General features: G+C 68.1%; 17 protein-coding genes. 12 read left to right on the forward strand and 5 right to left on the reverse strand.

Annotated features, from left to right (window positions below):
- Positions 1–2: 2 nt before the first annotated feature.
- The gene (locus LQZ85_RS07395) at positions 3–218 is read right to left on the reverse strand and encodes a hypothetical protein (protein ID WP_056279118.1); all 216 of its coding nucleotides are present in this window, start codon (positions 216–218) and stop codon (positions 3–5) included.
- Complete coding sequence (gene valS / locus LQZ85_RS07400) at positions 218–2,812, reverse strand: valine--tRNA ligase (RefSeq protein WP_056278922.1); 2,595 nt, start codon at positions 2,810–2,812, stop codon at positions 218–220. The genes LQZ85_RS07395 and valS overlap by 1 nt, the downstream gene beginning before the upstream one ends.
- Before the next feature lie 201 nt (positions 2,813–3,013).
- On the opposite strand from valS, the gene LQZ85_RS07405 reads away from it, so the two are divergent.
- The 4 genes from LQZ85_RS07405 to LQZ85_RS07420 all read left to right on the forward strand — a co-directional run bounded on the left by LQZ85_RS07405 (position 3,014) and on the right by LQZ85_RS07420 (position 7,983).
- Entirely contained in the window at positions 3,014–4,624 is a 1,611-nt protein-coding gene (locus LQZ85_RS07405; protein ID WP_056278921.1) for an ABC transporter substrate-binding protein, read from the forward strand.
- Between the two features lie 103 nt (positions 4,625–4,727).
- Positions 4,728–5,669: an ABC transporter permease gene (locus tag LQZ85_RS07410; protein WP_056278920.1), complete on the forward strand. Its 942-nt coding sequence runs from the start codon at positions 4,728–4,730 to the stop codon at positions 5,667–5,669.
- On the forward strand, positions 5,666–6,478 hold the full coding sequence (locus LQZ85_RS07415; protein ID WP_053096602.1) for an ABC transporter permease: 813 nt from the start codon (positions 5,666–5,668) through the stop codon (positions 6,476–6,478). The genes LQZ85_RS07410 and LQZ85_RS07415 overlap by 4 nt, the downstream gene beginning before the upstream one ends.
- Positions 6,475–7,983, forward strand: a complete 1,509-nt coding sequence (locus LQZ85_RS07420) for an ABC transporter ATP-binding protein (RefSeq protein ID WP_056278918.1) — start codon at positions 6,475–6,477, stop codon at positions 7,981–7,983. The genes LQZ85_RS07415 and LQZ85_RS07420 overlap by 4 nt, the downstream gene beginning before the upstream one ends.
- Here the strand turns inward: LQZ85_RS07420 and LQZ85_RS07425 are convergent.
- Positions 7,973–8,623: a pentapeptide repeat-containing protein gene (locus LQZ85_RS07425; RefSeq protein WP_056278917.1), complete on the reverse strand. Its 651-nt coding sequence runs from the start codon at positions 8,621–8,623 to the stop codon at positions 7,973–7,975. The genes LQZ85_RS07420 and LQZ85_RS07425 overlap by 11 nt on opposite strands.
- 334 nt (positions 8,624–8,957) lie before the next feature.
- On the opposite strand from LQZ85_RS07425, the gene LQZ85_RS07430 reads away from it, so the two are divergent.
- The 5 genes from LQZ85_RS07430 (at position 8,958) to ndk (ending at position 15,730) form a co-directional block, all read left to right on the forward strand.
- On the forward strand, positions 8,958–9,767 hold the full coding sequence (locus LQZ85_RS07430) for a DUF559 domain-containing protein (RefSeq protein WP_056278916.1): 810 nt from the start codon (positions 8,958–8,960) through the stop codon (positions 9,765–9,767).
- A gap of 420 nt (positions 9,768–10,187) precedes the next feature.
- Positions 10,188–13,553: an isoleucine--tRNA ligase gene (ileS, locus tag LQZ85_RS07435; RefSeq protein WP_056278915.1), complete on the forward strand. Its 3,366-nt coding sequence runs from the start codon at positions 10,188–10,190 to the stop codon at positions 13,551–13,553.
- On the forward strand, positions 13,550–14,902 hold the full coding sequence (locus LQZ85_RS07440) for a folylpolyglutamate synthase/dihydrofolate synthase family protein (RefSeq protein ID WP_056278914.1): 1,353 nt from the start codon (positions 13,550–13,552) through the stop codon (positions 14,900–14,902). The genes ileS and LQZ85_RS07440 overlap by 4 nt, the downstream gene beginning before the upstream one ends.
- Positions 14,890–15,312, forward strand: a complete 423-nt coding sequence (locus tag LQZ85_RS07445; protein ID WP_053096593.1) for a DUF4233 domain-containing protein — start codon at positions 14,890–14,892, stop codon at positions 15,310–15,312. The genes LQZ85_RS07440 and LQZ85_RS07445 overlap by 13 nt, the downstream gene beginning before the upstream one ends.
- Before the next feature lies 1 nt (position 15,313).
- Positions 15,314–15,730 carry a nucleoside-diphosphate kinase gene (gene ndk / locus LQZ85_RS07450; protein ID WP_029261664.1) on the forward strand — a complete coding sequence of 139 codons (417 nt, stop codon included), beginning with the start codon at positions 15,314–15,316 and terminating at the stop codon, positions 15,728–15,730.
- Positions 15,731–15,797: 67 nt separating this feature from the next.
- On the opposite strand, the gene LQZ85_RS07455 is transcribed toward ndk, so the two are convergent.
- Entirely contained in the window at positions 15,798–16,415 is a 618-nt protein-coding gene (locus LQZ85_RS07455) for a vitamin K epoxide reductase family protein (protein WP_053096588.1), read from the reverse strand.
- 281 nt (positions 16,416–16,696) lie between these two features.
- Between LQZ85_RS07455 and LQZ85_RS07460 the strand changes: the two genes are divergently transcribed.
- Complete coding sequence (locus tag LQZ85_RS07460; RefSeq protein ID WP_056278913.1) at positions 16,697–19,234, forward strand: Rne/Rng family ribonuclease; 2,538 nt, start codon at positions 16,697–16,699, stop codon at positions 19,232–19,234.
- Here the strand turns inward: LQZ85_RS07460 and LQZ85_RS07465 are convergent.
- Positions 19,199–19,465, reverse strand: coding sequence for a DUF4031 domain-containing protein (locus tag LQZ85_RS07465; RefSeq protein ID WP_053096584.1), 267 nt, complete (start codon positions 19,463–19,465; stop codon positions 19,199–19,201). The genes LQZ85_RS07460 and LQZ85_RS07465 overlap by 36 nt on opposite strands.
- A 211-nt stretch (positions 19,466–19,676) precedes the next feature.
- Here LQZ85_RS07465 and rplU point away from each other — a divergent pair, with 211 nt between their 5' ends.
- Together rplU and rpmA are read left to right on the forward strand one after the other, a co-directional pair.
- Positions 19,677–19,985 (forward strand): 50S ribosomal protein L21, encoded by a 309-nt coding sequence (gene rplU, locus LQZ85_RS07470; RefSeq protein WP_072591411.1) that lies wholly within the window; start codon positions 19,677–19,679, stop codon positions 19,983–19,985.
- A gap of 19 nt (positions 19,986–20,004) precedes the next feature.
- A complete protein-coding gene (gene rpmA / locus LQZ85_RS07475; RefSeq protein ID WP_028501603.1) occupies positions 20,005–20,262 on the forward strand; it encodes a 50S ribosomal protein L27 in 258 nt (85 codons plus the stop codon).
- The last annotated feature ends 57 nt before the right edge of the window (positions 20,263–20,319 follow it).

The following is a 20,319-nucleotide window of genomic DNA, read 5'->3' on the forward strand; positions in this document are numbered from 1 at the left end:
CGTCAGTCCTCGAACGGGCGGGCGATCACGTCGCCGGCCCCGGTCTGCACGACCTCCCAGCCCGCATCGAGCTCGGCGATCGCACGGCCCTCGAGCCATGTGAGCGTCCAGTGTCCGGTGAGGCCGCGGGATTCGACCTCGGCGATCGCCGGCCGGAGCGCGGCGGGAACGGATGCCGGCGGCTCCGAGCCGGTGGCCCACCGCGTACCCAGCTGCATCATGCCCCCTCGACCGGAGTGAGCTCGATCGCGGTGACCGCGAACTCGTCGGCCTCGGTGAACTCGAGGTCGGCGATGCGGCCGACGGCCTTGAGATCTTCGGCTGCGGCGCGGAGTGCGTCGAGCTTGGCGGCGGGCGCCGCGATCGCGGCACGAGATACCGGAGTCTTCTGCGATGCCTTCGCCTCGGTCTTGGCGCGGCGGATGCCGATCAGTGCCTCACTCGCGGCCGACAGCACCGCCGTGTCACCGTCGATGCCGAGAGGTTCCGGCCACGCGGCGGTGTGGACCGAGCCTTCTTCGAACCACGACCACACCTCTTCGGTCGCGAACGAGAGGATCGGCGCGAGAAGGCGCAGCAGCGTGGACAGCGCCAGGCGCAGTGCGAGTGCCGCGGAGGCCTGGCCCACGTCGTTCTGGTTGTAGGCGCGCTCCTTGACGAGCTCGAGGTAGTCGTCGCAGAACGTCCAGAAGAACGCCTCGGTGACCTCCAGCGCCTTGGCCTGGTCGTAGTTCTCGAACGCCTTGGTCGCCTCGGCGATCACGGCGTCGAGGCCTGTCAGCATCGAGGCGTCGAGGGCGTGCGTCACCTGGGCGCCTTCGGGCACCGGGAACGACAGCACGAACTTCGCCGCGTTGAGCACCTTGATCGACAGTCGGCGGCCGATCTTGACCTGCGTCGGGTTCTGCGGGTCGAAGGCGGCATCCATTCCCAGGCGGCTGGAGGCGGCCCAGTAGCGCACCGCGTCCGATCCGTGGGTCTCGAGGATGTCCGCCGGCGTGACGACGTTGCCCTTCGACTTCGACATCTTCTTGCGGTCGGGGTCGACGATGAAGCCCGAGATCGCGGCGTTGCGCCACGGCGAGCGCCCGTCTTCGAGGGTCGAGCGCAGCATGGTCGAGAAGAGCCAGGTGCGGATGATGTCCTGTCCCTGCGGGCGCAGGTCGAACGGTGCCGTGAGCTGCCACAGCTCCTCGTCGCGCTGCCATCCACCGGCGAGCTGCGGAGTGAGCGACGAGGTGGCCCAGGTGTCGAGGATGTCGGCCTCGGCTTCGAAACCACCGGCCACGCCGCGCTGATCCTCGGTGTATCCCTCCGGCACGTCGGTCGTCGGGTCGATGGGGAGACTGGCGTGATCGGGAGCGATCACGCGGTCGTAGTCGCGCTCGCCGTTCTCGTCGAGGCCGTACCAGAGCGGGATCGGCACGCCGAAGAAGCGCTGACGCGACACCAGCCAGTCTCCGGTCAGACCTCCGACCCAGTTCTCGTAGCGAACCCGCATGAAGTCCGGGTGCCACGCCAGCTGCGTGCCGCGCTCGAGCAGCTCGTCGCGCAGGTTCGCGTCGCGTGCGCCGTTGCGGATGTACCACTGGCGGGTCGAGACGATCTCGAGAGGGCGGTCACCCTTCTCGAAGAACTTCACGGCGTGGTTGAACGGCTTGCCGACGGCCGTCATGTCTCCGGTCTCCTGCAGCTTCTCGACGATCGCCTTGCGCGCGGAGAACACCGTCTTGCCCGCGAGTTCGGCGGTGTACCAGTCGATCGCGTCGGCGTCGGCGACGATCGACGGCGCCGTCGGGAGGAAGCGTCCGTCGAGGCCGATCGTGGTCATGTTCGGGAGGTGGTCGCCCGCCGCCGTGCGCAGCTCGCGCCACCAGATGATGTCGGTCACATCGCCGAAGGTGCAGACCATCGCGGCGCCGGTGCCCTTGTCGGGCTGTGCGAGGTGGTGGCCGTGGATCTCGATCTCGGCGCCGAAGAAGGGCGTGCGCACCTTCGTGCCGATCAGGTGCTTGTGCGGGCCCTCGGGGTGGGTCACGATCGCGATGCACGCGGGAAGCAGCTCGGGGCGGGTGGTCTCGATCGTGATCGAGCCGGATCCGTCGGCGAACGGGAAGTCGATGGTGTGGTACGCGGCCTGCTGGTCGCGATCCTCGAGTTCGGCCTGGGCGATCGCCGAGCGGAAGTCGATGTCCCACAGCGTCGGAGCGAGCGACTGATAGGCCTCGCCGCGCTCGAGGTTGCGCAGGAATGCGAGCTGGCTCTGACGGATCGTGTCGTCGGAGATGGTGCGGTAGGTCTGCGTCCAGTCGACCGAGAGGCCGAGCTGGCGGAACAGCGCCTCGAACTGCTTCTCGTCCTCGATCGTCAGACGTTCGCAGAGCTCGATGAAGTTGCGGCGGCTGATGGGCACCTGGTCGGCAGCGCGGCTGGACTTGTTGTCGCCGCCTTCGAACGGCGGGGTGAAGTCGCTCTGGTAGGGGAGCGTCGGGTCGCACCGCACGCCGTAGTAGTTCTGCACGCGGCGCTCGGTGGGCAGTCCATTGTCGTCCCACCCCATCGGGTAGAACACGTTCTTGCCGCGCATGCGCTCGAAGCGCGCCTTGACATCGGTGTGCGTGTACGAGAAGACGTGCCCGATGTGCAGGCTTCCGGATGCGGTCGGCGGGGGAGTGTCGATGGAGTAGACGCCCTCGCGGCCGGACTCCGCGGCGCGGATGCGGTCGAACAGGTACGTGCCCCGCTCGGACCAGGTCTCACCCCACTTCGCTTCGAGACCTTCGAGTGCGGGCTTGTCGGGAATAGCGGACATGAAGGTTCTCCTCGAGCGATGTATGCGGCACTGTGTGAGCGTGCCTGAGTGTGGATTGTGTCCCACAGTCTAATCGCCCGCGGCAGTGCAGAGTTCCGGTCCTGCCGCGCAGCGCCGGGGGTGAAGAGGACGCTCTAGAATTGGATCCAGTCCAACAAACGACGCGTCCGCGTCCCTTCGCCTTCCCTCCCGAGGAACAGCATGCCCACCACCTTCCTGCGCCGCGCGATCCCGCTCGGTGCCACCGTCGCCGTGAGCGCCCTCCTGCTCAGCTCCTGCGCCGCGCCGTCCTCCGAGTCCGACGGCGGAGAGCTCGTCTGGTCGATCGAGGGCGCGAACCTCTCTGCCGGGCACATGGATCCGCAGGTGAGCCAGCTCGACGTCTCCGGCATGGTGCAGCGGGCAGTGCTCGACTCGCTGGTCTTCCAGGAGGACGACGGCTCGTTCAGCCCCTGGCTGGCGAAGGAGTGGACCGTCTCCGACGACAGCACGGAGTACACCTTCGTCCTCCGTGACGACGTGACGTTCACCGACGGCGAGGTCTTCGACGCCGAGGCGGTCAAGGCGAACTTCGACCGCATCGTCGACCCCGAGACGGAGTCGGCGCAGGCGGCGTCGATGCTCGGAGCAGACTTCTACGCGGGTACGGAGGTTGTCGACGAGCACACCGTCACGGTCAGCTTCACCCAGCCGTACGCGCCGTTCCTGCAGGCGGCCAGCACGCCGCAGCTCGGGTTCTACTCACCGGCCGTGCTGGCGGAGTCCGCCGACCAGCTGAAGGCCGGAGGGCCCGATGTCACGGTCGGCACCGGTCCGTTCGTGCTCACCGAGTACACGCCCGATCAGGAGCTGGTGTACACCCGGAACGATGACTACGCCTGGGGGCCGCACGGCGAGGATGCGGCGGAGGTCGAGACGCTGCGCGTCGAGATCCAGCCGGAGGCCTCCGTGCGCACGGGCGTCGTGCAGAGCGGCGAGGCGGACCTCGCGAGCAACATCCCCCCGAACCTCGCGGGAGATCTCGGCGACGGCATCACCGTGGACTCGGTCGAGTACCCCGGCCTGCCGTACTCGCTGTACCTCAACGAGAAGTACGGTGTCTTCGCCGACGAGAAGGTGCGCCAGGCATTCGCTCGGGGCATCGACGTCGACGCCGCCGTCGAGGAGATCTTCTTCGGGCAGTTCCCACGAGCATGGAGCGTGCTCGGCTCGACGACTCCCGGGTACGACGCCTCCCTCGAGGACAGCTGGCCTTTCGATGCAGCAGCGGCGAACGCTCTCCTCGACGAGGCCGGCTGGACGGAGCGCGACAGCGACGGCATCCGCATGAAGGACGGTAAGCGCCTGTCTGCGCGGTGGATCGCATGGACCCCGGTGCCGGACGACCGGGCCGCCCTGGCGAACGCCATCCAGTCGGATCTCAAGGGGATCGGGTTCGAGGTCGTGCGCGAGGTGCTGGAGCCCGGCGCCTACAACGAGCAGTACGGTCCGAAGACCTTCGACCTGACGGACTGGGGATTCTCCGGCGTCGACCCCGACTTCCTCCGTGCGCACCTGCACACAGAGGGGTTCCAGAACGCCTCCCAGGTCACCGATCCGGAGATCGACGCTCTGCTCGACCAGGCCGTCGCCTCCAGCGATCAGGACGAGCGCAACAGCATCTACACGCAGCTGCAGGAGTGGAATGCGGAGTACACGGCCATCGTCCCGCTCTACAGCCCCTCGGCGATCACCGCCGTCGGCGAGCGGGTCAGCGGTCTCGACTACGACCTGTACGGACGTCCGCTGTTCTACGACGTGAGCGTCGGCTGACCGCTGAGTCGTCGAGCCCCCTTGGGCATATCGCTGCGGTATCGTTCGTGAGCGAGCGCCGCGTGCCGAAGGGTGCTCAGAGATCGTCGAGAGGGCGCCAACGGTGAAGGCAGCGCTCATCCGGATCGCCGGTCTCGCGGCATCCGTCGTGATCGTGCTCTGGGGCGCGGCGACACTCGTCTTCCTGGCGTTCCGCGTCATCCCGGGCGATCCGGTCTCGGTGATGCTCGGGCCGCAGGCTCAGGTGAGCGAGGCGGTCAAGGACGGCATCCGTGCGGAGCTCGGCCTCGATCGACCCCCGCTCGAGCAGTATCTGACCTTCATCGGTCAGCTCGCCCGGGGAGACCTGGGCGAGTCGTATCAGCTGCGGATGCCGGTGACCGAGGTCATCGGCCGTCAGCTCGGATCGACGCTGCAGCTCTCGGCGCTGGCTCTCGTGATCGCCGTACTGCTCGCGCTCGCCGTCGCCCTGCTGGTGCGAGGCCAGGCAGGACGAGCCGTCGCCGCGGGCATCGAGCTCGTCATCCTGTCGTCGCCCGTGTTCTGGATCGGACTGATCCTGCTCAGCGTCTTCGCATTCGGACTGGGGTGGTTCCCTGTCTCGGGTGCCCGCAATCCGGCGACGATCGTGCTGCCGGCCATCACGCTCGCGCTTCCCGTGGCGGCGCTGCTCAGCCAGGTGCTGCGGGATGGACTCGTGCAGGCCGAGCGGATGCCGTTCGCCGAGACCGTGCGGGCGCGGGGTGCGAGCCCATCCTGGTTCACGCTGCGTCACGGGCTGAGACACGGTGCCGCGAATGCCGTGACCCTGGCGGCCTACCTGACCGGATCGGTGCTCGGAGGAGCGGTGCTCGTAGAGACCGTGTTCGCCAGGGCGGGCCTCGGCCGGGTCACCCTCGCGGCCATCACGAACCGCGATCTGCCGGTGATCACCGGGATCATCCTGCTCAGTGCCATCGTCTTCGTGATCGTGAACCTCGTGATCGAGCTGCTGCATCCGCTCATCGATCCTCGGCTGCGCACCGGGCGGGGAGGAAGGCGATGAAGCGCGCGCAGACCGTGCTGCTCTGGTGCGCCGTGGCCGTGCTGCTGGTGCTCGCATTCGCTGCGGCCTTCCCCGCTGTCCTCGCCACGCACGACCCTCTTCAGACCGACGTGCGCGCATCGCTTCTGCCGCCCAGCGCCGAGCATCTGTTCGGCACCGATCAGAGCGGGCGTGACGTCTACTCGCGCGTGCTCTACGGGGCCGGGCGCTCGATCGGCATCGGCCTGCTCGCCACGGGCATCGCGCTCGCCGTGGGGCTGCTCATCGGTGCGCTCGCCGGCCTCGCCCCGCGGGGAGTCGACGCGGCACTCATGCGGGTGAACGATGTGCTCATGGCCTTCCCCGAGTTCCTGGTCGCGCTCGTGGTCGTGGCGGTGCTCGGGCCCGGACCGGTCAACATCGCGATCGCCGTGACGCTCGCCGCCGTCCCCGTCTACATCCGGTTGGCGAGGGTGCAGACCCGCACCCTCCGCAGCGCCGAGCACGTCGAGGCCGCCCGGATCCTCGGCGTCCCCCCTGTGCCCGCGTTCGTCCGGCATGTCGTGCCGGGTGTGCTCGGGTCGCTGAGCGTGCTCGCGACGATCGGCATCGGCTCGAGCATCCTCGCGGCCGCCGGACTCAGCTTCCTCGGTCTCGGCCCATCGGAGCCGACTCCCGAGTGGGGCCTCATGCTCGCCGGAGGACGCAACGTGCTCGGACAGGCCTGGTGGATCGCCGTGTTCCCCGGCATCGCGATCACCGTCACCGTGATCGCGGCGACGATCGTCGGCCGCGTGCTGCGTGCCAGAGCAGAGGGGCGGACGTCGTGACGGAAGCGCTCGAGCTGCAGGGGTTGCGCATCGACTTCGGTGGGACGCCCGTCGTCGACGGGGTGTCGCTGTCGGTGGCGCGAGGGGAGTGCGTCGCCATCGTCGGTGAGTCGGGCGCGGGCAAGTCGCTCACCGCGCGGGCACTTCTCGGACTGACGCCCGCAGACGCACGGGTGCGGTTCGAACGGTTCATCATCGACGGGACGGATGTCGCGCGGTTCGGCGAGCGGCGTTGGCGGTCTCTGCGCGCCGCGGGCATCGCGCTCGTCTCGCAGGATGCCCTCGTCTCGCTCGATCCGCTGCAACGGGTGGGATCGGAGATCGCCGAACCCCTGCGTCTCCACGGCCTCAGGTCCGGACGAGCGGCGCTGCGCGAAAGAGTGCAGGAGCTGCTGCACCGCGTCTGGATGCCGGACGCCGCCCGCCGAGCGCGGCAGTACCCGCACGAGCTCTCCGGCGGACTCAGGCAGCGGGCACTGATCGCCTCGGCCATCGCGGCCGAACCCGCGATCCTCGTCGCGGACGAGCCGACCACGGCTCTCGATGCGACGGTGCAGGCGAGGATCCTCGGACTCCTCCGCGACATCGCCGACGCCGGCACCGCGATCGTGTTCATCAGCCACGACTTCGCGGCCGTCCGTCGCATCGCCGATCGCGTGCTGGTGATGCGCAACGGCGTGGTCGTCGAGTCCGGGCCCGTCGGCGAGGTTCTCGAGAAGCCGCAGCACGCGTACACCCGACAGCTGATCGCCGCGACGATGCACGAGCCGCGTGTGACCTCTACCGACGACGTGACACCCGTGCTCGTCGCCACAGGCGTCACCAGGACATACGAGGAGATCGCCGCCGTGAACGACGCGTCGTTCGCCGTGCATCAGGGACGCACACTCGGCATCGTCGGGGAATCGGGGTCGGGCAAGACGACGCTCGCCCGGATGATCGTCGGCGTCGAGCAGCCGGACGACGGCGGCCTGCGCTGGATCGGCGAGCACCGCGTGCAGCTCGTGCACCAGAATCCGCTCGGCGCATTCGATCCCCGATGGAGCATCGGGCGGTCGCTGAGGGAGGCGCTCGCCGCGGGCGGCGTGCCTCGGGCGCTGCGGGCCGCGCGGGTGTCCGAGCTTCTCGCCGAGGTCGACCTCGACCCCGTATTGGCGACCCGGCGGCCGTCCGCGCTGTCGGGTGGGCAGCGACAGCGTGCCGCCATCGCTCGGGCACTGGCTGCCGAGCCCGAGGTGCTCGTGCTGGACGAGCCGGTGTCGGCTCTGGATCCGTCGGTGCGTGAGCGCGTGATCCAGCTGCTGCTGAGGCTGCAGCGCGAGCGTCGGCTGACCATGATCTTCGTGTCGCACGATCTCGATGTCGTCGGGGCGGTCGCCGACGACGTGCTGGTGATGCAGGACGGCGTCATCGTCGAACAGGGTGCAGTCACGGACGTGTTCGAATCGCCGCAGCATCCGTTCACTCAGGAGCTGCTCGACGCGAACCGGCCCGTCAGTCCCTGACCTGGATGCCGATCCCCGCCGCGAGTACCGGTGCGAGCTGTTGCACCTGGAAGCTGCTCAGGGTCGTGCCGCGGAGGCTGTTCGCATCGAGGAACGCCGAGGCGTCGAGCCCGCGCAGGTCGACGTGCGTGGCGCGCATGCCGCGGGAGTCCACCTCGTCGCAGCGCGTGTCGGTGAAGCGCACGCGGGTGAGCTCGGCCTGGGGCATGTCGATCGTCCGGATGCTGCACGCGGTGATCTCGATGTCCGTGGCCTTCGACGCCCCCAGGTTCAGATAGTCGATCCGCACGTCGCGGAGCTCCAGCTCGTCGATTCGGGCGCTGCTCAGATCGAGCGTGCCGATGCGTCCGCCGCTGATGCGCACGCGACGGATGCCGGCATCCCGCATCTTGAGCGAGGCGATGCGGACACCCGTCATGTCGACGTCGATGAGGGTGGCTCCGGTCAGATCGACACTGTCGGCGTCGGCCGTGATCGTGCACTGCTCGAGTGAGGCGTGGGCGAGATCGGCTGCGACCTCGAGATCGAGCTGTGCCGCCAGCAGGTCGGCGCTGCGCCGAGCCGTCGCCGACTCGAACTCGAGGGGAAGGTCGGGAGGCGAAACGCGGGGAGCCGCAGGGGATTCGGGGGAGCGGGCCATGCTTCGAGGGTAGGGGGTGGGTGAGACACTCCTCGGTTCGGCTGCTCCTTCCTCGGTTCAGCTGCTCCTTCCTCGGTTCGGCCGCGCCTTCCTCGGCCGGATGCGCTTCACTCGGCCTATCGCGCGGAATCGGACCGAGGGAGGTGGATTCGGCCGAGCGAGAGTGGGAGCACGAGAGTGGCGAGCGAGCGACGTCTGCGGACGCCTCGACCGCTCCTGCACAGAACGCCACGAGACGCCGTTGTGCGCACAAGCCTGGAACGGGGGGCGACGCGCACGCGATACGTCCCACACTGGCTGGGTGCGGAGAACGTCAGAGGACTTGCTTGCGACGATGACGGAGCTCGGCGGCGTCGTGCGTGTCACCGTCATCCAAGAGCGCGGATTCGCTCGGAGCCTGGTCGCGTCGGCGGTCGAAGGCGGTGTGCTGATCCGGCCGCGACGAGGATGGCTCGCGGTGCCTTCCGCCGACGGGATGCTGATCAGCGCGGCGCGCCGAGGCGTCGTGCTGACCTGCCGTACTCAAGCCGCTCGGCTCGGTCTCTGGCTGCACGACGATTCGGGCAAGCCACACGTCGCCGTCGGGCCGAACGCCGCGGGGAGGCGACGTGTCGACGCGCAGGTGCACTGGGGCAGTCCGATCGTGCCGCGTCATCCGGATGTGCTCGTCGATCCGATCGAGAATGTGCTGGCGTACATCGCTGAGTGCGAGCCTTTCGAGCGGGCGCTCGCGACCTGGGAGTCAGCGCTCAACAAGTCGCTCGTCACGATGGAAGCTCTGCGCGGATACTCGTGGAAGCCGGCGGCGCGGCTGATTCTCGAACGGGCCACTCCTTTCGCCGATGCGGGGCTGGAGACCTACCTTCGTGCGCGACTGCGGTGGTTGAGAGAGCCGATCCGCGTGCAGATCTGGATCGCGGGCCACCGCGTCGACGCTCTGATCGGCGACCGATTCGTCGTACAGATCGACGGGGCCCACCACGTCGGTGCGCAGCGATCCGAAGACATCCGGCACGATGCCGAACTGCGGCTGATGGGGTATCACGTGATGCGCGTGTCGTACACGCACGTCATGTTCGACTGGCACATCGTGCAGGACCTGATCATGCGCGCGGTCGCGCAGGGACTGCACCGCGCGGGGTGAGTGACCCGCCGTTCAGACGCTTCGCACCGTCGGACAGATGGTCGTACCTCGGCCGAATTCCCGGAGACTGGCCGACGGAGGTGCATTCGGCCGACGGGGGCGCGGGCCCCGAAGACAGAACCGACGTCGGAAGCGCGCACGGACTTCGGCCGCGCTCAGGAGGCAGGAGGCGCACGCGCCGCACCGCGCGTACAATGGGAGACAAGAGCTGTGATCCGGACATCACCGGGGAGCTCTCGGAAGAACGGTCGGCTCGCGAGGGCGGACTCAGTAGAACCGAGCGGGGCAGGCCCGTCACAGCCGCAGTGAGAGTGGCTCCGCCGTGAGGCGCGGCACGCGAGGTGGTACCGCGGTCCCCGGAACGACAAGCCGGACGGATCGTCCTCGCAGCAGCATCCGCCACGACTCCTGCGAGACGACATGACCTACCCGCGTTCCTCCTTCGGCCCCGCCGCCGACCAGGCTGCCTCCGTCGCCCCGAGCCCTCGGTTCCCTCAGATCGAGCGCGAGGTGCTCGACTTCTGGGAGACCGATCAGACCTTCCGCGCCTCGATCGAGCAGCGCGAGGGCGAAGACGAGTGGGTCTTCTACGACGGCCCGCCGTTCGCCAACGGCCTGCCGCACTACGGGCACCTGCTCACGGGCTACGCCAAGGACGTCTTCCCGCGATTCCAGACCATGATCGGCAAGAAGGTCGATCGTGTCTTCGGCTGGGACACCCACGGTCTGCCCGCCGAGCTCGAGGCCATGAAGCAGCTCGGCATCACCGAGAAGAGCCAGATCGAGGAGATGGGCATCGACGTCTTCAACGCGAAGGCGAAGGACTCGGTGCTCAAGTACACACATGAGTGGCAGGACTACGTCACTCGTCAGGCTCGCTGGGTCGACTTCGAGCGCGGATACAAGACGCTCGACCTCGGTTACATGGAGAGCGTGCTCTGGGCGTTCAAGACCCTGTTCGACAAGGGACTCGCCTACGAGGGATACCGCGTGCTGCCGTACTGCTGGCGCGACGAGACCCCGTTGTCGGCGCACGAGCTGCGCATGGACGACGACGTGTACCAGAACCGTCAGGACCCGTCGGTCACCGTCACGTTCCCGCTGACCGGTGCGAAGGCTGAGGCCCTCGGTCTCACCGCCGTGCGGGCACTCGCCTGGACGACCACACCCTGGACCCTGCCCACCAACCTCGCGCTCGCCGTCGGCCCCGACATCGAGTACGTCGTGCTGCCCGCCGGTCCCGGAGGAGCTGCCGACGTGCACCAGGTCGCGGGAACGACGGATGCCGCCGTCGAGGCCTCGGCCCACCGCTACCTTCTGGCGCGTGAGTTGCTCGGCGGCTACGTCAAGGAGCTCGGATACGAGAGCCTCGACGAGGCGCTCGCCGCGGTCGACGCGACGGTGCGCGGAGCCGAGCTCGAGGGCGTCACCTACGACCGGCTCTTCGACTACTACGCCGACGCCGAGACCTACGGCACGGAGAACGCCTGGCGCATCCTCGTCGACGACTACGTCACGGTCAGCGACGGCACCGGCATCGTCCACCAGGCTCCTGCCTACGGTGAGGACGACCAGCGGGTGGCCGGTGCTGCCGGCATCCCGACGATCCTGTCGCTCGACGATGGCGGACGATTCCTGCCGAACGTCACCGACGTCGCCGGGCAGCTGTGGATGGACGCGAACACGCCGCTCATCCGCCTGCTGCGCACCGAGGGGCGCCTCCTGCGCGAGCAGAGCTACGTGCACTCGTACCCGCACTGCTGGCGGTGCCGGAATCCCCTGATCTACAAGGCCGTGTCCAGCTGGTTCATCCGCGTCACCGACATCAAGGACGACCTGCTCGCGAACAACGAGCAGATCACCTGGGTGCCCGAGAACGTGAAGCACGGCCAGTTCGGCAAGTGGCTCGAAGGCGCGCGCGACTGGTCGATCAGCCGCAACCGCTACTGGGGCTCGCCGATCCCGATCTGGAAGAGCGACGACCCCGAGTACCCGCGCGTCGACGCCTACGGCTCGCTCGAGGAGATGGAGCGCGACTTCGGCACGCTCCCGCGCAACCCCGAGGGTGAGATCGATCTGCACCGCCCATACATCGACGACCTCACCCGTCCGAACCCCGATGACCCGACCGGCCGGAGCACGATGCGCCGCATCGAGGACGTCTTCGACGTGTGGTTCGACTCCGGCTCGATGCCGTACGCCCAGGTGCACTATCCGTTCGAGAACCAGGAGTGGTTCGACACGCATGCGCCCGCCGACTTCATCGTCGAGTACATCGGGCAGACGCGTGGCTGGTTCTACGTCATGCACGTGCTCTCGACGGCGCTGTTCGATCGACCGGCGTTCACGGGCGTCAGCTGCCACGGCATCGTCCTGGGCAACGACGGCTACAAGATGTCGAAGTCGCTGCGCAACTATCCGGACGTCTCCGAGGTGCTCGACCGCGACGGCTCCGACGCGATGCGCTGGTTCCTCATGTCGAGCTCGGTGCTGCGCGGCGGCAACCTCGCAGTGACCGAAGAGGGCATCCGCTCGGGCGTGCGCGAGTTCCTGCTCCCGCTGTGGAACTCGTGGTACTTCTTCGCGACGTACGCCAACGCGGCGAAGCCCGGCGGATACGAGGCGACCTGGCGCACTGATTCGACTGACGTCCTCGACCGCTACATCCTCGCTCGTCTCGGCGACCTGGTGCGCGAGGTGCGAGCGGACCTCGAGGGTCTCGACTCCACGACCGCGTCCGCGCGTCTGCGCGACTTCGCCGAGGTGCTCACCAACTGGTACATCCGTCGCTCGCGCGACCGGTTCTGGGAGGGGTCGAGCACAGACGCCTTCGACACGCTCTACACGGTGCTCGAGACGCTGACCCGGGTCGCCGCGCCTCTCGTGCCGCTCATCAGCGAGCGCGTGTGGCAGGGGCTCACGGGCGGACGCAGCGTGCACCTGCAGGACTGGCCGGATGACACCGCGTTCCCCGCGGCGGACGAGATCCGCGACGCGATGGATGCGGTTCGCGAGCTGTCGAGCGTCGGCAACGCCCTGCGCAAGAAGGAGAAGCTCCGTGTGCGGCTGCCACTCGCACGCCTCACGGTGGTGTCACCTCTGGCGGCCACGCTCGGCCAGTTCGAGGACATCCTGCGCGAGGAACTCAACGTCAAGTCGGTCGAGCTCGTCCAGCAGTCGGACACGACCGCCGGCGGATACGGGATCAGCCACCGGCTGAGCGTGAACGCCCGTGCGGCGGGTCCGCGCCTGGGCAAGAACGTGCAGACGGTGATCAAGGCCGCGAAGTCCGGCGACTGGTCGGAGGTCGACGGCGTCGTGACCGCGGGTGGCATCGTGCTCGAGCCGAGCGAGTACGACCTCGTGCTCGAGACCACCGGCCGGCCCGAGGGGGAGGCGCTCGCGATCGTGCCGAGCGGCGGATTCGTGCTGCTCGACACGACGACCACTCCTGAGCTCGAAGCCGAGGGACTGGCGAGAGACGCCATCCGCGTCGTGCAGGAGGCCCGCAAGAATGCGGACCTCGATGTGAGCGACCGCATCGTTCTGGCACTGAACGTGGGCCCGGCCGATGCGGAGGCGCTGCAGGCGCATGCGGACCTGATCGCGGGGGAGACCCTGGCCGTCGCGTTCGCGGTGCAGGCGACCGACGACATGGACACCCTCGTGCAGGAGGTCACCAGCCCCGGCGACGGCGTCTTCCGCAGTGGTGCGACCGCCCTGGGCGCCGACAAACGCCCGATCATCGTCACGATCGACGTCACGACGAAGGAGCCCGCCGAATGAGCGCACGCGACAAGGCCGATGCCGTCTACGACAAGCTGCTGAGTCGTGCGGGGGAGCGCTGGGTGCAGCCGCGCAAGGAGCGCACAGCGCGCATCCTCGCGTATCTCGACGATCCGCAGCGCACGTATCGCGTCGTGCACATCACGGGTACGAACGGCAAGACCTCGACCGCTCGCATGATCGAGACCCTGCTGCGCGCGCACGGGCTGCGCACGGGCCTCTTCACCAGTCCGCACCTCGAGCGCTTCACCGAGCGCATCGTGATCGATGGAGAGCCGATCGAGGATGCCGCCGTCGTCGACGCCTGGAACGAGATCGAACCGTTCGTCGAGATCGTCGACGCCGAGCTCGAGGCAGCGGGTGAGGAGCCGCTCACGTTCTTCGAGCTGCTCACCGTGCTCGCCTTCGTGGCGGTGGCGGATGCCCCGGTCGACGTGCTCGTCCTCGAAGTGGGAATGGGCGGCGAGTGGGACTCGACCAACACGGCCGACGGTGATGTGGCGGTGTTCGCGCCCATCGACATCGACCACGCCGATCGTCTCGGCGGCACGATCGCCGAGATCGCGACCGTGAAGGCGGGAATCATCAAGGAGGGCGCTGCCGTCGTGTCGGCCCAGCAGCCCGCGGAGGCCGCCGAGGTGCTGCGCCGTGTCGCTGCCGAGAGGAATGCCACGATCGCCTTCGAAGGGGAGGAGTTCGGACTCGCCGAGCAGAAGCTCGCCGTCGGCGGACAGCTGCTGACCATCCGCGGTCTCGCCGGAGCGTATGTCGAGGAGTACCTGCCCCAGTACGGAGCGCACCAGGGACACAACGCGGCTCTCGCGGTCGCAGCCGTGGAGTCGCTCATCGGCGGGGCGCAGCAGCCGATCGCCGCCGACATCATCTCGGAGGGCCTGCAGGGCTCGACTTCGCCGGGGCGACTTCAGCTGTTGGGCGTCGCTCCCACGGTGATCGTGGATGCTGCGCACAACCCGCACGGCGCAGCCGCGCTCGTGCAGGCGATGGATGACAGCTTCGACTTCGACGAGTGGGGTGTGGTGCTCGGCGTGCTCGCTGACAAGGATGCCGCCGGTATCGTCTCGAAGCTCGCACCCGCGGCGGCCCATGTGTTCGTCACGGCGCCCGAGTCCGACCGTGCGAGCGACGCGGATCTCATCGCCGATCTCGTCGAGTCGACGGGACAGCGCGCGACGGTGCACCCGACGCTCGCCGAGGCAGCGGACGCCGCGCGCGAGTGGGCGGCGTCATCGGATCGCCGGGCCGTCGTGATCGCCGGCTCGGTCGTGCTCGCCGGTGAGGCGATCGCTCTCGCCGAGGAAGAGGACTGGAAGTCGGGATGGCGCGCGTGACCGCTGCATCCCGCCCGGCCCGTCCGCCACGTCCCCCACGCACTCTGGTGCAGAAGCTGGCGCCGATCGTGCTCGGTTTCGAGTCCATCGTCGTCTTCCTCGCGGGGCTCACGGTCTTCGGTCTGAAGACGCTGCCCGCAGGCATCCCGCAATGGTGGGGGATCGTCGGCGGTGCCGTCGTCGGGCTCGCCTGCCTCGCCCTCGCCGGCATGATCACGAAGCCGTGGGCGATCACGGCGGGCTGGGTCCTGCAGGTCGTCATCGCTCTGGCAGCTATCCTGGTCCCCGCGATCCTGCTCGTCGTCGTGGTTTTCGGCGGCATGTGGGGGTATGCGACGATCATGGGGGCCCGATTGGACGCACGACGTCCCGACGGGCCCACGACTGAGACTCAGACAGAGAGTGAATGACATGGCCACCGAAGAAACCCTCGTCCTCGTCAAGCCCGATGGTGTCGCCCGCGGCCTCACCGGCACGATCCTGGCGCGCATCGAAGCGAAGGGCTACGCCCTCGTCGACATCCGCCTGGTCGAGCCCGACCGCGACCTGCTCGCCGAGCACTACGCGGAGCATGAGGGCAAGCCCTTCTACGAGCCGCTCCTGGAGTTCATGCTCTCGGGCCCGTCGGTCGCCATCCGCCTCGCCGGCAACCGTGTGATCGAGGGCTTCCGCTCGCTCGCCGGCACGACCGACCCCACCACCGCCGCGCCCGGCACGATCCGTGGCGACTTCGGCCGCGACTGGGGTCTCAAAGTGCAGCAGAACCTCGTGCACGGCTCGGACAGCCCCGAGTCGGCCGCACGCGAGCTCGGCATCTGGTTCGACTGACCGATCCGCACACGATGAAGCCCGCCGCACGAGATCGTGCGGCGGGCTTCGTCATGTCCGGGCGGGGTCAGAAGATGATGCGCGCCATCTCGCCGAGGAAGTCCAGGCCCTGCAGCTGCGCCATCATGATGATGACCGCGTAGGCCAGGATGGTGGCCAGCGGAACCCATACCATCAGCTTGTCGGCGCGTTCCCGGGTCTTCTCGTTCCGTGTGAAGGTGCCGTTGCGGGTCAGATGCAGCATCGTCGCGAAGAAGGTCGGGATGGTCACTGCCCACGTCACCATGCACCACGGGCACAGAACCCCGAGGTTCGCGGCGTAAAGGCTCTGGCCGATGAGCCAGCAGACGAGTCCGAAGGCGAAGGTGATCCCCGCGCCGAAGGCCGCCCAGAACCACCGCGGGAACCTCGCCCCGGCGAGGATCGCGACGCCGATCACCAACGGGGCCATCCACCCGGTCAGTCCGAGCAGCGGGTTGGGGAAGCCGAAGATCTCACCCTGCCAGGACCCCAGGTTCTTGCTGCACTGGATGAAGGGGCTCACATCGCAGGCGAGCGCATCGGTCGGGTTCTCCAGAAGCACGAACTTCTCGACCGTCAGCTGGAAGGCGGCGAACCAGCCGATGACGCTCGCGATGATCAACCACACGGCATAGACGACGGGGCGGGTGCGCTGCTCGCTCATGTGTGGATTCTCTCAGCGATCGCTATGTATCGGGCGTGAGCGCGCCGGAGAAAACGACCCGGAGTCGCGAGGATGCCGCGAACCGGGGCACTTGGTGCGATAATGGCCTGTGATGCATCGCTCGACCCCGTCGTGGCGCGCATCGACGCAGACTTCGGGGCCGTATGCCCCTCGTGATCAGAGCCATGGGCCGGTCGCACACCGAATGAGTTCGCGACACCTGCGGGTGTCGCATGAGAGTTAGCGGAACACGAAGTGTCCGCGCGAGGAGCAAGCCAGAGATGGCCGATGAGAACAATGACTACGACGCCCCTACCCTCGACTTCACTGCGGATGCTGACGCGCCCGCAGAGGTAGTCGCCGACGCTCCGGAGGCTGAAGCATCCGACGCTCCGGCCGACGGCGAGGGTTCGACGAGCGAGACCGCCTCGGCCGAGGAGACTCCTGCGGAGGAGGCTCCTGCTGAGGATGCTCCTGCTGAGGAGGCTCCTGCTGAGGATGCTCCTGCTGAGGAGGCTCCTGCTGAGGATGCCGCTGCTGCGGAGGCTCCGTCGCAGGACGCGCCCGACGCCTCTGCAGAGCAGCCCGCTGTCGAAGCCGCACCCGAGCAGCCCGCTGCCGAGAAGCCCGCTGCCGAGAAGCCCGCTGCCGAGACCGCACCCGAGAAGCCGGAGGAGCCCAAGCCCCTCACCGCCGTCTCGCTGGGGCTGCTCCCCGAGGTCTTCGTCTCGCAGGTCTCGACCCAGCTGCACTTCTACGCACCCGAGGTCCTGCCGCTTCCTGCGCGCACGGGTCGTGAGCGTGTGTTCGACCGCATCGCCGACCGCGAGCAGGACGAGCCGGCCGGTCGCCGCGGCCGTCGTCGTCGCGGCGGTTCGGACGACCTCGACACTCGCGATCAGCGTGAGCCGCGGGAGCAGCGCGATGAACCGCGCCAGCCCCGTCAGCGCGTCGTGGAGTACATCACCGAGCCGAAGGCCATCAAGGGCTCCACGCGCCTGGAGGCGAAGAAGCAGCGCCGCCGCGACGGACGTGACGCAGGTCGTCGTCGCCCGGTCGTGACCGAGGCGGAGTTCCTCGCACGTCGCGAGTCGGTCGACCGCAAGATGGTCGTCCGCTCCAAGAACGGCCGCACGCAGATCGGCGTCCTCGAAGACGGCGTGCTCGTCGAGCACTACGTCGCTCGCAACCAGGACGCATCGCTGATCGGCAACGTCTACCTCGGTCGCGTGCAGAACGTGCTGCCGAGCATGGAGGCGGCGTTCGTCGACATCGGCCGCGGCCGCAACGCCGTGCTGTACTCCGGTGAGGTCGACTGGGACGGCGTCGAGACCGGCAACCAGCCGCGTCGCATCGAGCTCGCGCTGAAGGCGGGCGACCGCGTCCTCGTGCAGGTCACCAAGGATCCGGTGGGCCACAAGGGCGCGCGTCTGACCAGCCAGATCTCGCTCCCGGGCCGCTACCTCGTGTACGTGCCGGGCGGATCGATGAACGGCATCAGCCGCAAGCTTCCCGACAACGAGCGCACGCGCCTGAAGCGCATCCTCAAGGAGGTCCTGCCCGAGTCCTCCGGCGTGATCGTCCGCACGGCGGCCGAAGGCGCCACCGAGGACCAGCTCACGCGTGACGTCCAGCGGCTCACCAGCCAGTGGGAGCACATCCGCAAGCAGGTCGAGAACCAGCAGGCACCCGCACTGCTGCACGCCGAGCCCGACCTCCTCGTCAAGATCGTCCGCGACGTCTTCAACGAGGACTTCACGAAGATGCTCATCCAGGGCGAGGACGCGCAGCGCACGATCCGCGCCTACCTCGAGAGCGTCGCACCCGACCTCCTCGAGCGCGTCGAGTCGTATGAGGACGAGACCGACCCGTTCGACGCTTTCCGGATTACGGAGCAGATCGAGAAGGCGCTCGACCGCAAGGTGTGGCTGCCCTCGGGCGGTTCGCTGGTCATCGACCGCACCGAGGCGATGACCGTCGTCGACGTGAACACCGGCAAGTTCGTCGGCTCGGGCGGAAACCTCGAGGAGACCGTCACCAAGAACAACCTCGAGGCGGCCGAGGAGATCGTCCGCCAGCTGAGGCTGCGTGACATCGGCGGCATCATCGTCGTCGACTTCATCGACATGGTGCTCGAGTCCAATCGCGACCTGGTTCTGCGTCGCCTGATCGAGTGCCTCAGCCGGGACCGGACGAAGCACCAGGTCGCCGAGGTCACCTCGCTCGGCCTCGTGCAGATGACCCGCAAGAAGCTGGGCCTCGGCCTGCTCGAGACGTTCAGCGAGGCGTGCGACGTATGCGCCGGCCGCGGCGTCATCGTCCACCACGACCCCGTCGTCAAGCACCGCTCCAGCAGCAACGGGAACGGCAACGGCAACGGGAACGGCAGCTCTCAGTCCAACCGTCGCCAGCGCGGCGGCAACGGTCAGTCGCAGAGCGCTGCTCCGGCCGCGGTGACGACGCACAGCATCCCCGAGGGAGCGAAGTCGGCACTCGCGCAGATCGCAGCCTCGACGCGCACTCCGAATGCCGACGAGCCGGCAGAGGCCGTCGCTCCCGTGGCTGAGCCGACGGAAGCGACCGCACCGCAGGAGCGCGCCAAGAAGCCTCGCAAGAAGCGTGGATCCGACCGCAAGTCGTCGCCGAAGTCCCCGGCGGAGGCGCTGCTCGATTCGGTGCTCGATGCTCTTCCCGAGCCGAAGGCGCCCGGTCAGGGTCGCGGTCGTCGCCGCGTCTCGACGGCTGCCCTCACAGGCACGCCCGTCTCGGTGAACTCCGAGCCGTCAGCGCCGGTCGCGAGCGGGGATTCGCAGTCCTGAGGCGATCAGCCGCCTGACCAGCTCCTTGCCGCCGACATGCTGTGCGCCGGCGGCGAGGAGCCGGGGGATGATCTCTTCCGGAACGTCGTAGTGGTCGAGATCGAACGCGCGCGCGGGCACGTCATGCGCCCTCGCGAAGTCGTGCAACTCCTGCAGGGTGTCATCGCTGACGAGATGAGCCCACAGGCGCCCGTGCGCAGGCCACAGGGGGTCATCGACGAGAACGGTCATCCCTTCAGCCTATGACCGGACACACCGGGCGGCACGTTTTGCCACAGTGTCCCGCATCCGGTAAAGTAGTCCCTTGGTGCGTATGCCGCGTCGTCCTGGACGGTCGGAGCGGAGAGTCTTGCGTTCGTGCCCGTCGCCCCGCGATGCATGCAAGCAACAGTCTTCCCGTGAGATCTCGGAGCCGCGAGCTCCCCAACGAAACAGGTATGAAGTGGTTTACGCAGTAGTGCGCGCCGGTGGGCGGCAGGAGAAGGTCGAGGTCGGCACGATCGTTCAGCTCGACCGTGTCAAGGCTGCACAGGGCGAGAAGATCGAGCTGGCCGCAGTGCTGCTCGTCGACGGCGCCTCGGTGACCACCGACGCTGATTCGCTGGCGAAGGTCAAGGTCACGGCAGAGGTCATCGGCAACCTCCGCGGCCCGAAGATCATCATCCAGAAGTACAAGAACAAGACCGGCTACAAGAAGCGTCAGGGCCACCGCCAGGAGCTCACGCGCGTCAAGATCACCGGCATCAAGTAAAGACCGAGGAGACCAGGACATGGCACATAAAAAGGGCGCAAGCTCCACCCGTAACGGTCGTGACTCCAACGCTCAGCGACTTGGCGTCAAGCGCTTCGGTGGACAGCAGGTTCTCGCCGGCGAGATCATCGTCCGCCAGCGCGGCACGCACTTCCACCCCGGCGTGAACGTCGGCCGTGGTGGCGACGACACTCTGTTCGCTCTGGCCGCCGGTGCGGTCCAGTTCGGCGCGAAGGGCGGCCGCAAGGTCGTCAACATCGTCGCCGCTGCTGAGTGATCACAGCACGACACTAGTCATCCGATTCGGGGCGGGCTTCGGCCCGTCCCGAATCTG

Source organism: Microbacterium sp. Bi98 (genome assembly GCF_918698045.1).
GTDB lineage: Bacteria > Actinomycetota > Actinomycetes > Actinomycetales > Microbacteriaceae > Microbacterium.

Excerpts from the sequence above, each read along its gene's own strand:
- LQZ85_RS07455 (WP_053096588.1), bottom strand. The coding sequence starts at position 16,415 with ATGAGCGAGCAGCGCACCCGCCCCGTCGTCTATGCCGTGTGGTTGATC.
- valS (WP_056278922.1), bottom strand. The coding sequence starts at position 2,812 with ATGTCCGCTATTCCCGACAAGCCCGCACTCGAAGGTCTCGAAGCGAAG.
- ileS (WP_056278915.1), top strand. The coding sequence starts at position 10,188 with ATGACCTACCCGCGTTCCTCCTTCGGCCCCGCCGCCGACCAGGCTGCC.
- LQZ85_RS07395 (WP_056279118.1), bottom strand. The coding sequence starts at position 218 with ATGCAGCTGGGTACGCGGTGGGCCACCGGCTCGGAGCCGCCGGCATCC.
- ndk (WP_029261664.1), top strand. The coding sequence starts at position 15,314 with ATGGCCACCGAAGAAACCCTCGTCCTCGTCAAGCCCGATGGTGTCGCC.
- rpmA (WP_028501603.1), top strand. The coding sequence starts at position 20,005 with ATGGCACATAAAAAGGGCGCAAGCTCCACCCGTAACGGTCGTGACTCC.
- LQZ85_RS07425 (WP_056278917.1), bottom strand. The coding sequence starts at position 8,623 with ATGGCCCGCTCCCCCGAATCCCCTGCGGCTCCCCGCGTTTCGCCTCCC.
- LQZ85_RS07440 (WP_056278914.1), top strand. The coding sequence starts at position 13,550 with ATGAGCGCACGCGACAAGGCCGATGCCGTCTACGACAAGCTGCTGAGT.
- LQZ85_RS07465 (WP_053096584.1), bottom strand. The coding sequence starts at position 19,465 with ATGACCGTTCTCGTCGATGACCCCCTGTGGCCTGCGCACGGGCGCCTG.
- LQZ85_RS07405 (WP_056278921.1), top strand. The coding sequence starts at position 3,014 with ATGCCCACCACCTTCCTGCGCCGCGCGATCCCGCTCGGTGCCACCGTC.
- LQZ85_RS07415 (WP_053096602.1), top strand. The coding sequence starts at position 5,666 with ATGAAGCGCGCGCAGACCGTGCTGCTCTGGTGCGCCGTGGCCGTGCTG.
- LQZ85_RS07445 (WP_053096593.1), top strand. The coding sequence starts at position 14,890 with ATGGCGCGCGTGACCGCTGCATCCCGCCCGGCCCGTCCGCCACGTCCC.
- LQZ85_RS07430 (WP_056278916.1), top strand. The coding sequence starts at position 8,958 with ATGACGGAGCTCGGCGGCGTCGTGCGTGTCACCGTCATCCAAGAGCGC.
- LQZ85_RS07460 (WP_056278913.1), top strand. The coding sequence starts at position 16,697 with ATGGCCGATGAGAACAATGACTACGACGCCCCTACCCTCGACTTCACT.